Below are 12,518 nucleotides of genomic sequence, written 5' to 3'. Positions count from 1 at the left end.
CCCCGTGGTGGGACATCTTCCCGACGAGACGACCAGCTTCGTAGGACGCACGAGCGAGCTGGCGGAAGTCGAACGCGCCTTACAGACACACCGGTTGACCACGCTCACCGGCCCCGGTGGCGTGGGCAAGAGCAGACTGGCGCTGCGCGCCGCCGGCCGGGCCGTCGAGCGGTACCCCGACGGCGTGTGGTGGGTCGACCTCTCGCCGCTCGCCGACGACCGACTGCTCCTCATCACCGTCTCCGACGCGGTCGGACTCGCCGACCACACCCTGCGGATGCCCGTCGAAGCACTCAGCGAATGGCTCGCCGACAAGCGGCTGCTGCTCGTACTCGACTGCTGCGAACGGCTGGTGAACGCCTGCGCCCGGCTCACCGGCGAACTCCTCACCGGCGCACCCGGCCTCACCGTCCTCGCCACCAGCCGACAGCCGCTCGGCACCCCCGCCGAGGAACGTGTCGAGGTGGCACCCCTGCCGCTCGACGGCGACGACGAGAAGGGCCTGGCGCTCGCCCTCTTCCGCGACCGCGCCGCGACGGCCGCGCCCGGCGTCTCCCTCGACGAACCGGCCGTCGCGGCCGCCGCCGACGAGATCTGCCGCCGCCTCGAAGGCATCCCGCTCGCCCTCGAACTCGCCTGCGCGCGCCTCGGCGAGAACAGCGTCCAGGAGATCGCCGAACGGCTCACCTCCCGCCTCGACGTCCTCACCGACCAGACCGCCTGGCCCCGGCGCCACCGCGCGCTGCGCACCGCCATCGGCTGGAGCCACGAACTGTGCGCGCCGCTGGAACGGCTGCTGTGGGCCAGACTCTCCGTCTTCAGCGGCGACATCGAGGAGGCTGACGCGCGGGCCGTCTGCGCCGGCGGACCGCTCGACCCCGACGATGTCACGCGCGCCCTCACGGGCCTCGCCGACCGCTCCGTGCTCCGGCGCGACGGCACCCGCTACCGGATGCTCGACACCCTCCGCGAGTACGGCGCCCTGTGGCTGGCCGAACTCGGCGAGGAGCGCGTACTCGCCGACCGCCACGCCACGCACTTCTCCGCGCTCGTCCGGGAGGCACACGCCGGATGGCTCGGCCGGGACCAGATCGCCTGGTACGGCAGGATCGCCGACAGCCACTCCGACCTGTGCGACGCCCTCGACCACTTCCTCGCCACGGACCCGGCGGCGGCCCAGGAGATGGCGGGCCGGGTCGGCTTCTTCTGGACCTGCTGCGGCCACCTCCACGAGGCCAGGATCTATCTGGAACGCACCCTCACCGCCCACCACGCGCCCGGACCGGACCGGACCCGCACGATGTGGGCGCTGGGCCTGACCGTCATGCTCCAGGGCGACCACGAGGCCGCGCACCGCTTCGGCGAACGATGCAGCATGGCCGCCTGGCAGGACAAGGACCCCGAGTCCATGCTCTCGGCGGCGTACCTCCTCGGCCTCACCTCACTGATGATGGGCCGCGCGCAGGCCGGCCACACGGTGTCCGACCGCGCGCTGAGCGCCGTCGGGGGCGACGGCTTCTCCTACCCCTCCCAACTCCGCTGCCGCCTCGTCCGTGTCTTCGCCCTCACCGGTCTCGGCCGGCTCGAAGAGGCGGGCAGGGAGGCGGCGGCCCTCCGCGAGGAGTGCGCGGAACGGGGCGAATGCTGGACCCGCTCGTACGCCGACTACCAGCTCTCCCTGGTCCATCTGCTGAGCGGCCACGCGCACGCGGCGGAGATCCACGCCCGCTCGATGCTCGCGGGCAAACACCAACTGCGCGACAGCTTCGGCATCGCGCTGGGCCTCGACCTCCTGGCGGCGGCGGTCGCCGCCCAGGGCGACGGCGAACGGGCGGCCCATGTCTACGGCACGGGCCAGGCCTACTGGCGCATGGTCGGCCACCCTCAGCGCGGCACGCCGGAACTGGCGGCGGTCCGCGCGGAGTGCGAACGCAGCGCGCGCGAGTCGGTGGGCGACCCGGCGTACGAGACGGCGTTCGGCCGGGGCCTCGCGGAGGACAGGGCGAACGGTCTGGCGCGGGCGCTGCGGGGGCCGATGCCGTGACCGGGGCGGGACCGTGGCGGGACCGCCAACGCTGCTTTCATGCGCGGGAGTTGCCCGAACTTGTTGCAGGCTTCGTCGTGGCGTGAACCCCGCCGGACGGGTAACCCGGTAGGTATGACGTCCACCGACGTGAAACCAGAGCCAGAACCCGCACAGAGTCAGGGCAGGACACGCGTCTCGCGCGTGTCGAGGGCGCCCTGGTGGGTCAAGCTGCCCGTCGGGCTCGTGGTGCTTGTCGTGCTGCTCGGCATCGGCAGCCGGCTCGACCTCGTGCCCGGATTCGACGACGTCTTCGGTGAGGAGACGAACGACCGGACCGGACCGACCCTTCTCAAGTCCATCCAGGACCTCAGCCGGTACCAGGCGGCGTCCGGGAACTTCCAGGTGGTGGTGGATCTGGAGAAGGACGCCAAGTACCTCCCCGACACCATCAAGGGGAGCCGCACGCTCTACGTGGGGGCCGGCAGCGTCGGGTCGTACGTGGATCTCGGCGGGATCGGCGACAAGAACGTCCAGGTCAACAAGGAACGCACCACCGCGACGCTGCGGCTGCCGCACGCCCAGCTGGGCAAGGCCACGCTGGACGCCGACCGGTCGTACGCCGTGTCCAAGCAGCGCGGGCTGTTCGACCGGCTCGGTGACTTCTTCTCCGACAATCCGGCCGACGAGCGCGCCGTCAACAAGCTCGCCGCCAAGCACATCCAGGACGCCGCCAAGGACAGCGGACTGACCACACGCGCCGAGAAGAACACCACCAGCATGCTGCAAGGGCTGCTCACCTCCCTCGGCTTCAAGGAAGTGACGGTCGTCTACGGGACGGCGGGCTGACCGGGCCCATCTGTCCCCGCGTCCCCTACGCCGTATGCCGTCCCACGCCGTCCTATGCCGTACGCGGGGCGGGCAGCGGCAGCGTCGCGGCCGGCAGTGTCGCCGCCAGAGCCGTCAGGCGGGCCACCAGATCGCCGAACGGGCCGCCCGGCGGCTCGTCGGCGAGGACCGGCAGCAGGATCCGTGCCATCTCGTCGTCGTACGCCGCGCTCACCGCGGCCAGCGCGGCGAAGTCGTGCACCAGCTGCAACTCCAGGTCGCCGCGCGGGATCCGGCGGCCGTCCAGCCACAGCAGCGCCGTCGACTCGGCGAGCGACACCCAGGAGCGCACGACCAGCTCCAGCCGGGGCGGCGGCGACTGGATGGAGAGATGGGACAGGATCTGCTCGTACGCGGCCTGCCGCACCTCGTCGATCATGGCGTTGGCCCTGGACGAACCCACGGCCGGACCGCCCCGCATCAATGCGAAGAAGCCGGGGCCGTGCTCGTCGACGAAGTCGAAGAAGCGCGTCATGACACGCAGCAGCCGGGCGCCGAGCGGCCCTTCGCGCGGTTCGACGAAGCGCTCGGCCAACTCGTCGGCGGCCCGCCGCAACGCGGCCTCGTACAGCGACTGCTTGCCCGGGAAGTAGTGGTAGACCAGCGGCCGGGAGATGCCGGCGGCCGCCGCGATCTCGTCGATGGAGACGTGATCGGGCGAGCGGTGGCTGAACAGTTCCAGCGCGACACCGATCAGTTGTTGCCGTCGTTCTTCGACGCCCATTCTGCGTCGCACCCCGGTCGTCATATGAACAGCCTAACCGTCGGTGGCCGCGGCCTGTCGGTTACGCTCGCCGACCATGAGCGCATCTGACCAGGAAGAGGTCACCGAAACGCCGGAACCGGGGCCGGTGTCCGGGGCGAAGGGGGAGTTGACGGCCGACCTCCCGGCCGTCGCCGACGACCCCGCCGACGACCCCGCCGACAACGGCACGGACGACCTCGACGACAGCGGCGCCGACGGCCACGACGAGCCTGACGACGGCCACGACGACAGTGCCCTCACGCCACGCCAGGCCCGCCGCATCCGCGTCGTCGTCGCCTCGGTGCTTCTGGTCACCATGGCCGCCCTGTTGGCCGTACGCCTCGCCAACCGCAGCTCCGTCCTCGTCGTCGGCCTCTACGGATTCGCGATGATCCTCTGCGGCGTCGTCATCGAACTCAGCAGGAACGGCCGTACCCGCCTCGCCACCTGGGTGCTCGGCTTCGGCCTCGCGGGGACGCTCGCCACGGACTGGCTGCTCCTGCCCTGACCGGCCGGGGGCGGCCCGCCCGTCACCGCAGCGCGCCCACCCGGGTGCCGTCCGCCAGCCGCCCGTCCAGCTCCGCCCGGTCACCGGGCTTCGCCGGTGCCGCGAGCACCCGCCCCCGCGCGTCGCCCGTCACGCCGCCCGTCGCACGGACGGAGCGGAACTCGTCGCTGCCGGCGGCCAGTACGTACCACCGGCCGCCCCGCGACTTCCACAGCACGCCCGCCAGCACCCTCGGCTCCCGTACGCCGCACGCCGACGAGTTCGCGGCGCGCGCCGCGATCGCCCCGGTCTTCGGCGCCCCGGCCTTCGCCGACGGCGGCTGGAACTGCGCCAGCACCCTGCTCTCCGTGCCCCGCCACGTCTCCGCGCGGGTGCACACCCACCGCGCGTCGCCGTTGGACTCGGGCAGGCTCTGGCTCGCGTACTGCCAGGAGTTCACCGTCCGCACGCCGTGCGAGCGCACCGCGGGCAGCAGGCACGCCGTACGGGCCCAGGCGGCGCGCGCCGCGCCGCCCGACACGTCCGAGGGGGCCGATGGCGGGCCCGACGTCAGCCGGGCGGGCGTCAGTTCGCCCAGGTCGGACAGCAGCCTCACGGCGCCGTCTCCGCCGCCGCCGCTCTCCGCCACCTCCAGCACGTCCCACGCCCCGCACTCCCGCGTCGCCCCCGGCGTCGGCAGCGGATCCGTCACGCCGTCCGCGCCGCGCCGCAGGGGCCGCGCGTCACCGGTCGGGTCGAGCAGATCGCGTACGGCCGTCGCGCCCACCCAGGGCGCCGTCAGATAGCGCACGTTGCCGTCCGTGCGCCCGGCGACCAGCGCGTACGTGGCCGGGGGCGCGCCGGGCGCGGTGTCCGCCGACGCCCCGTCGACCCGGGCGAAGTCCAGTGCCACGGAACCCGTGCCGGTGCGGGGTTCCGCGTACCGGGCGATCCGCAGCCCGTCGTACAGCAGCACCACCCGCGCCCGGTCGACCTCGCCCGCGTACAGCAGCTGCGCCGGCCCCATCGGCGGCCCCACCGGTGTGGCCGGGGTCGAGGAGACCCGTACCGACGATCCCGGTCTGGCCCACACCGCCAGCGCCCGCCGCAGCAGCGGCCGGTCGTCGGCCAGCGCGCCGCGCGTGGGCCACACGGAGAAGTCCGTACGGGCCGAGGCCCGCCACGCGTTCTCCGGGACGCGGTGCACCTTGGCCGGGTCCAGAGCCGCCTCCGCCGCCGAGTTGCGCGCGTACGACGGGGCGGCGGCGCCGTTCGCGCCCCAGCCGTCGCCGGGCAGCCCGAGCAGCGCGCCGCATACGGCCACGGCGGCGACACCCGCGACCGCGGCGCGCGCGTGCTGGCGCCGGCGCAGCAGATCGGTGGGGCGGGCCTGGAGCGAACAGGGGTCGTACTCGGGGGACTCCAGCAGCGCCACGCCCTCCGTACCGATGCCGTCGGCCTCCAGGAGCGCCGCGTGCGGGTCCTCGACCCCGGCGGCGGTGAGCAGCCGGCGTACGTCCCTGTCGGGCAGCCCTTCCAGCCCCCTCAGTACGAAGGCGGCCCTGGCGCCGCCGGAGAGGCCCGACAGACGCTGGTCGAGGGCGAGTTCGTCGGCGCCGCCGGAGCGCGGGAACAGCCGCAGGCCCCACACGTGCGGCAGCAACGGCGGCAGTTGGGCCCGCCGGGGCCACGCCGCGCGGCGCAGCGACCGCCCCGCGTCGAGCGCCTGCCGCAGCACCCGGCCTCGTACGTAGGCGTATCCGTCGTCCGGCGTCGCCGCCGTGCGGTTGCGCGGCAGCGAGCGCTGGACGACGGCGTGGGCGGTCAGCACGCGGCGGTTGCGGCCAAGGGCGGGAGGCAGCACGAGATAGGCGATCCGCACCAGCCGCGGGTAGTGCTCGACGAGGGCGGCCTCGGCCTGCTCCACGTCGATGGGGGCGGGGGCGGAGGCGGGCGCGGTGGCCGTGGCGGCGTCGGGTGGGGGCACGTTCAGCAGAACGAGCGATTCGTCGGATGGTCACCCCAACGGCACGGCCCGACGCCCACAACTCCCTTGTCACACGGGCGCCTTCACGCCCGCGGCCGGAGTCCCTGCCGGGCCCTGGGGCGTCCCGGCGGGACGACGCCCCGCCCGTGACGCCTGGACCACGTAGGGCCGGGTCGTCCGCCACGCCGGGCCGTCGCCTCGCGAGGCATCGCGAGGCGACGTGACAACAGCCGCTCCGTGGCGGGCGCGAGCCCCGCCCTGCGGGCGGCGGACACCCCTTGGAGCGGGTCTGCCGGGGCACTCGCGCGAGGCGACAGGCGCGTTCACGGCGTTGTCGTCGGCCGCGCACGCGCGCGTGGCACGCGCTTCGCGACGCCGCTCGCCTCCGCGCCGGCCCGCCGGACACGCCCTGGGGGCGGGTCTGCCGGGGCACTCGCGCGAGGCGACAGGCAAGTTCACGACGTTGTGGTCGGCCGCTCACGCGGGCGCACGCGCCGCGACGCCGCCCCCCGGCCCGCCCACCGGCAGACGGGGCTACTTGCCGGACACGCCCTGGGGCGGGTCTGCCGGGGCGTGTCGCCCGACGCGACAGGCACGTTCACGGCGTGGTCGTCGGCCGCGCACGCGCGCGTGGCCGCGCCCTGCGACGCCGCGCGCCTCCGCGCCGGCCGGCCAGGCACCCTTTGGGGCGGGTCTGCCGGGGCGTGTCGCCCGACGCGACAGGCACGTTCGCGACGTTGTCGTCGGCGGCTCACGCGGGCGCACGCGCCGCGATGCCACCCACCCCCGGGCCCGCCCACCGGCTGACGGCGCTACTTGCCGGACGCGCCCCCGCCCGACACCCCCCACCCGCTGAACTCGACCGTGCCCCGCAGCCCGCTGCTCCCGTTCGTCGCGCTCATGAACAGGCCCACGTCCTGGACAGCCGCCGCGCCCGGGACCGGGATCGAGGACACCGTTCGCCAGGTCGCACCGTCGTCCGTCGAGCACGCACCCGTGAACAGGCCGTCCGCCCGCGTCAGTCGCAGCAGCACCGGGGCCGTGACGCCGGTGATGCGCCGGTACGTGTCGAGCGTGCCGTCGCCGGACGTGTCGTACGACAGCACCACTCCGTTGGACGGCGTCACCGCCAGGTTGACGATGCCCGGGGAGCCCGGCGTCGTGAGGGTGTCGCGGGCGATGAGGCCCGCGCGGGCCCACGCCCCCGTGTTCTCCTGCGCGTCCACCCGGACCGTCACGCTCACACCGTCCTTGAGCGCGCCTTCTTTGAAGGCCGTGCCGAACTGCGCGGTCCCTCGCCACAGGTCCTGGCCGCCGCCGTTGACCGCGAAGCGGTCGCCCAGCAGCCCGAACACCGCACCGTTGTTGCTGTACGTGCGCCAGCCCGGTGCCAGTGGCCCGGCGACGTACACGGTGCCCCGCTGGACGGTCCGCACGCGCTCCTCGCCGCGCGGCCCGTACTCCAGCGCCAGCGCGTACGGAAGCGGGCGCAGCGGCGCCGTGAGCGGTTCGGCGGGGGCCGTCACCGACCAGGAGACGGACCCGGTGCCCGCCGGGGCGACGGACGGCAGGCGTGTCGGGCCGTCCGGCCGGGCGGCGGGGCCGGTCAGGGCGAAGTCGACGGGGCCGGTGCCGCGCAGCCCGTTGACGTTTCGGAAGTCGGCCTTCACCGTGCCCGTGCTGCCCGGCGTGAAGGCGAGCGGGTCGGCGGTGACGGTGACGCTGCCCTGGTACGGGGCGGCGGCCAGGGTGTCCCGTACGCGCAGAGCAGTCCGGTACGCGTCACCCGTCGCCCGTACCGGATAGGCGCCGCGCGCCCGCGTCCACGCCTCCTCGTCCACGTACCAGTCGAAGGCCTTCGGCTCCCGCCCGGTGGCCAGTGCGTCGGCCAGCTCGTCCAGATAGGCCTGCCACTGCGGCAGATGGACATCGGCGAGCAGGCCCTGCCAGTCGCGGTTGGCGTAGTTGCTCAGAAGCCCGGCCGCCGACCTGTCGGCCCATGTGGTGATCAGCGTGCGCGCCGTCCACTCCAGCGTCGCGGCCTCCGCCGGACCGGTTGCGAACCGTTTGGCGTCCTCCAGCCACGGACCGAGCAGGAACGAGCGGTGGCAGCCCGCCATCGTGTCGCTCAGCCGCATCAGCTTCAGCCACAGCGCGGCCAGCGCGCGGAACGTGGCGGCGTCGCCTCCTTGGAAGGCGCCACGCAACTGCGGCAGCAGCAGCCGGGAGCGGTTGGCGAGCGCCTGCCTGGCCAGCTCGGTCACGTCGTGCCGGTACGCGTCGGAGCCGCGCAGCCCGGCCGCCACGTCGAGCAGCGAGCCGAGGGCCTTGTCGAACTCGGCGGTGTCGAAGGCGGTTCCGACGGACGAGGTGAGGGAGGGGCGGCGGGAGAAGAGGGAGTCGACGGGGCGGCCGTCGGCGGTCGTCAGCCGGTACGCCGTCGCCGCGAGCACGCCGAAGGCGTCCCGCGCGGCGCCGTCCTCGCCGCCGTAGCGCAGATCGGCGTACGACCGGAACCAGCTCTCGCGGTCGACCGCCTCCTCCCGCCACGCCAGTTCGCTGAACAGCTCGAAGGCGGCCGGGTCGCGCTCGGCGGCCTCCGGCATGTACGCCGTCCCGACGAGCGCGCTGCCGGGCTTGTCGCGCCAAGCGGTGAACCGCTGCGTCCAGCGGTCGGTGTTGGCGCCCAGCGTCGTACGGCCGCCGAAGTTGGGGATGGTGCCGAAGGCGTACGGCGCGCCGCCCCAGTCCCGTTCGCGGTCCGTCACCGAGTCCAGGTCGGACAGGCCGTCGACGATCAGCACGCGGTCGGTGTCGATGGCGTCGAGCAGGGCCGGTACGGGGTTGGTCTGCCAGCCGAGGATCACCCAGGTCGCGTCGGGGCGGGCCGTGTGGAGCGAGGTCTCGACCGCGCGGGCCGCGTCGGGCACGGGGACGTCCCCGGCGCTGCCGCCCTCGTGCAGCAGGTCCATCTTGAAGTGGTCGACCTCGCCGAAGAGATCGCCCTGGTGCCGGTAGAAGGCGGCGGCGACATCGGCGAAGACCGGGGTGCGCGGGTCGAGCCAGTCGGGGCGCGGCAGACCGTTCCAGTCGCCCTGAGGCACGGTCCGCGCGCCGGGGTTGCGGGCGGCGAAGCCGTCCGGGACGGTGCCGAAGTAGCCGGGGAGCACGGGGGACATGCCCAGCTCGCGCATCCGGTCGGTGATCCGCCGGCCCAGCAGCGCGCGGGCCTCGATCAGCTCGGGGGAGAGCGGGCCGCCGTACGCGCTCATGTTCTGGAGCAGCCACCACGGCTGGTGGGAGGGCGCGGGGAGCCAGGTGCGGGCCTCGGTGTCGGTGTAGCCGAAGTCGGTCAGCAGCCGGTGGTAGACGGCCTCCTGGCCGGTGGTGACGAGGACCTCGTTGCAGCCGTGCAGGGCGAGGATGTCGAGCATCCGCTCCCAGCGCGGCCAGTCGGCGTACGGCGCGGTGTAGCCGTCGTGCGTGTCGTTGAAGGCGAACCGGTGCCGTACGGTCGCCGAGCGCTCCAGCGGGCGGCGGGGCGCGGGCAGCGTCGCGGGGAGGTCGAGTTGGCTGCCCGACCAGCTGACGTGGGCGCCGCACTCGTACTTCAGATACCAGTGCACCCCGGTGAGCAGGACTCCCGCGTCGGTGCCCGAGACCTCGATCCGGCCGGCGGACCCGGCGACCCGGAACCGCTCGGCGCCGCGCACCACCCGGAAGCGGAACTGGTCGGCGTGGCCGGGGAGCAGGCGTCCCACGGCGGCGCGGGCGGCGGCGGTGACCGCGGCGTCGGTGGCACGGGCGGTGGCCGGCGGCGCGGCGGGCCGGGCCGCCGCGGGGGAGTGCGTGGCCAGCGCCGTACCGACGCCGATCGCACCGGCGCCGGCCAGCACGGCGCGTCTGGAGGGAGCGGAGGGGAGCGAGGCGGTGGCAGGAGGGATGGGACTCGGCAGCTCGGGCATCAGCGGTCCTCTGTCCTCGGTTACGGGGGGTGCCAACAGGTGCGTGCGGAGCGCACGCTAATGACGGGGAGGGGGGTGGGCAACGATGTGATGCGTCGTTCACCCGCGCGGGGGCTTGTGGAGAGGGCACGATGGCCGAATGCGTACCGAGCGACCCCGAGTGGCACTGGTGGTGCCGGCCCTGGCCCTGGCCCTGTTGAGCGGCTGCGGATCCAATGACGACGAGGCCCCGAAGGCGCCGAGGACGGCGACCGGGAGCCTCGAACAGCTGGCCGAGAAGGCCGAGTGTGATCCGAACGTGCAGACCGACGCGGACGAGCTGCGCCAGGCCAACTGCAAGACGGGTTACGGCAGATACATCCTCACCACGTTCGCGACCGACCGAGGTCTGCGCGAGTGGATCAACGAGGCCAACGACTACGGCGGCTCGTACCTCGTCGGCAGGAAGTGGGTCGCCAGCGGCGACGCGAAGGTGGTCGAGTCGCTGCGCGGCCGGCTGGGCGGCACGGTCGAGACGGCCCCGGCGCACGGCTCGGGCGGAGGGGACTCCGGCACCGGCGGCGAGGACCACGGCACCGGCGGCCAGGACCACGGCACCGGCGGCGAGGACCACGGTACCGAGGGGCACTCGGGGCACCCGAAGAAGAGCTGACATCGAGCGGCGCCGGCCGGGCTCTGAGCCCGGCCGGCGCCTGAGAATCGGATTTACATCACACCGTCAGTTGCATTCCTTGCCGGTGTTGATGCAGTCGACCATCTTGTTCATCACGTCCTCGTCGAAGACATTGATGAAGTCACCGTGGTCGGTGACGGGCTTGTGCAACTGCTCCGGGAACGAGTCCACCGCGAATCCGGGACCCGGCGGAATGTCGTACACGATCCGCTGCTTGAGCTGCGGAATCGCCTGGAATCCCTCCTGGCACTGACCGTTCTCGTCGGCGAACGCCACATGGGTGCGGTGATTCGCGCTGTCGGTGTTCTGCCCGTCCCAGCAACTCTGGAAGTCGAATGAACGCACCACCTGGCTGTCCGCCGGGCAGATCGGGTATTTGTCCTTCAGCTGGCGGTCCTCGAATCCGGTGCAGCTCCACGAGGCATTGGCGTTGGCGTCGCCGTTGACGAACGCCTTCGCGTCACCGGTGATGATGCGCAGGAAGCGGGGCATCGCCGTGACCTTCGACACGGCGCTGCCGGCGAATTGCAGGGTGACCTCGGACGGCGTCTGGATCTCTCCGACGTTGCCGTCCTTGCCGCCGCCGTCCTCGTTCGCGTCGGCCTCGTTCTGACCGTTCTGCAGGCGGACCACCGGCCAGTAGTAGGTGGACTTGTCACCCTGCTCGTTGCAGGTCGTCTCACCGTTGGCCAGGTCGTCGTCGCTCGCGAAGGCGTTGTTGGCCTGGTTGCCCACGTAGTCGTGCTTGTGGTGGGCGCCGTTGCTCACGCCGGGCGCGGCGATGACGTTGTCGGAGTTGAAGAGGCCGTTCTCGTTGCGCCCGCACTCGGTGGTGAAGTTGCCGGTCGACGCCTGCTCACCCGGCTGGGGCTCCTGGATGTTCGGCTCGACGGACTCGATGGCGACGAAGTCGGAGGCGTCGGGGCCGTTGCCGGGCGGCTGGCCGCCGTCGCCGCCCTGGCCACCGTCCTGACCGCCGTCCTGGCCCGCGTTCTGACCCTGACCGCCGTCCTGACCGCCGTTCTGGCCGCCGTTCTGACCTTGCCCGCCGTTCTGCCCCTGGCCACCGTTCTGGCCGCCGCCCGGGTCGCCGCCGTTGGTGCTGTCGTCGTCGGGCCGCATGGTGCAGGGGGCGAGCGAGTCCAGGCTCTTCTGCCAGTGCCCCGCGCGCTTGAGCGCGGAACGGATCCGCTTGAGGCTGGCGAGCCTCTTCGCCTTCAGCGGCTTGAGGATCTTCTTCTCGGTAAGTTTCGGATCTCTCTCCAACTTCACCTTGTTGTCGGCGAACCGCTTGTAGGCATCGGTGATCTGCGTGTCCATCCGGGCCAGTTCCCGGTCGACCGTGGCTCGGGCGCGCCTCGGCACCTTGGTGAGCTCATTCGCGACCTCGGGACAGTCGATGGTGGACATCTGCCGTCCGGCATTCTGGATCCGCTGCTCCTGACCGGAGCGGCCTTCTCCCGCGGATGCGTAGACATTTACCGCTACCAGCCCACCCCCGCCCAGAATCAAGGCCGCCGAGGCCGCGATGGCCCGGTTCGCCACTGTCGAGCGTTTTCTTGACGTGCGTCCCATGGAACTCCTCAAGCTTCGGTGCCGGTTCAGGGGGATCTCCGGCGTGGGGAGGAAGCGCTCCGTTCCATACGGACGTCATTCGCGGCCTGTTCAGCCGCCATGAGAATTCATAGAAATCTCCATCAACAAACCGGGCGGATGCCCTCAACACACCTCGCCCGGCGCCCCCTTGGGC

At 72.9% G+C, this 12,518-nt stretch carries 8 protein-coding genes; 4 read left to right on the top strand and 4 right to left on the bottom strand.

Annotated elements, in window-relative coordinates:
- Positions 1-7: 7 nt before the first annotated feature.
- Positions 8-2,044, top strand: a complete 2,037-nt coding sequence (locus tag ACFT9I_RS03080) for an ATP-binding protein (protein ID WP_382560239.1) — start codon at positions 8-10, stop codon at positions 2,042-2,044.
- 183 nt (positions 2,045-2,227) lie between these two features.
- Positions 2,228-2,872 (top strand): DUF4230 domain-containing protein, encoded by a 645-nt coding sequence (locus ACFT9I_RS03075; protein ID WP_382559880.1) that lies wholly within the window; start codon positions 2,228-2,230, stop codon positions 2,870-2,872.
- Between the two features lie 52 nt (positions 2,873-2,924).
- Here ACFT9I_RS03075 and ACFT9I_RS03070 read toward each other — a convergent pair whose 3' ends face one another.
- Complete coding sequence (locus ACFT9I_RS03070) at positions 2,925-3,659, bottom strand: TetR/AcrR family transcriptional regulator (RefSeq protein ID WP_382559878.1); 735 nt, start codon at positions 3,657-3,659, stop codon at positions 2,925-2,927.
- Positions 3,660-3,711: 52 nt separating this feature from the next.
- Here ACFT9I_RS03070 and ACFT9I_RS03065 point away from each other — a divergent pair, with 52 nt between their 5' ends.
- Positions 3,712-4,164 carry a hypothetical protein gene (locus ACFT9I_RS03065; protein WP_382559875.1) on the top strand — a complete coding sequence of 151 codons (453 nt, stop codon included), beginning with the start codon at positions 3,712-3,714 and terminating at the stop codon, positions 4,162-4,164.
- 22 nt (positions 4,165-4,186) lie between these two features.
- Here ACFT9I_RS03065 and ACFT9I_RS03060 read toward each other — a convergent pair whose 3' ends face one another.
- Positions 4,187-6,130, bottom strand: a complete 1,944-nt coding sequence (locus ACFT9I_RS03060; protein ID WP_382559872.1) for a hypothetical protein — start codon at positions 6,128-6,130, stop codon at positions 4,187-4,189.
- A gap of 812 nt (positions 6,131-6,942) precedes the next feature.
- Entirely contained in the window at positions 6,943-10,095 is a 3,153-nt protein-coding gene (locus tag ACFT9I_RS03055; RefSeq protein ID WP_382559870.1) for an alpha-N-acetylglucosaminidase TIM-barrel domain-containing protein, read from the bottom strand.
- Positions 10,096-10,234: 139 nt separating this feature from the next.
- On the opposite strand from ACFT9I_RS03055, the gene ACFT9I_RS03050 reads away from it, so the two are divergent.
- Positions 10,235-10,747 (top strand): hypothetical protein, encoded by a 513-nt coding sequence (locus ACFT9I_RS03050; RefSeq protein ID WP_382559869.1) that lies wholly within the window; start codon positions 10,235-10,237, stop codon positions 10,745-10,747.
- Between the two features lie 66 nt (positions 10,748-10,813).
- Here the strand turns inward: ACFT9I_RS03050 and ACFT9I_RS03045 are convergent, their stop codons facing one another.
- Positions 10,814-12,343 carry a DUF1996 domain-containing protein gene (locus tag ACFT9I_RS03045; protein ID WP_382559867.1) on the bottom strand — a complete coding sequence of 510 codons (1,530 nt, stop codon included), beginning with the start codon at positions 12,341-12,343 and terminating at the stop codon, positions 10,814-10,816.
- Positions 12,344-12,518: the final 175 nt, after the last annotated feature.

This window comes from Streptomyces sp. NPDC057137 (assembly GCF_042670825.1).
Lineage (GTDB): Bacteria > Actinomycetota > Actinomycetes > Streptomycetales > Streptomycetaceae > Streptomyces.
Note: the sequence above shows the minus strand (reverse complement) of the source record. Positions and strands in the feature narration are given on the sequence as shown.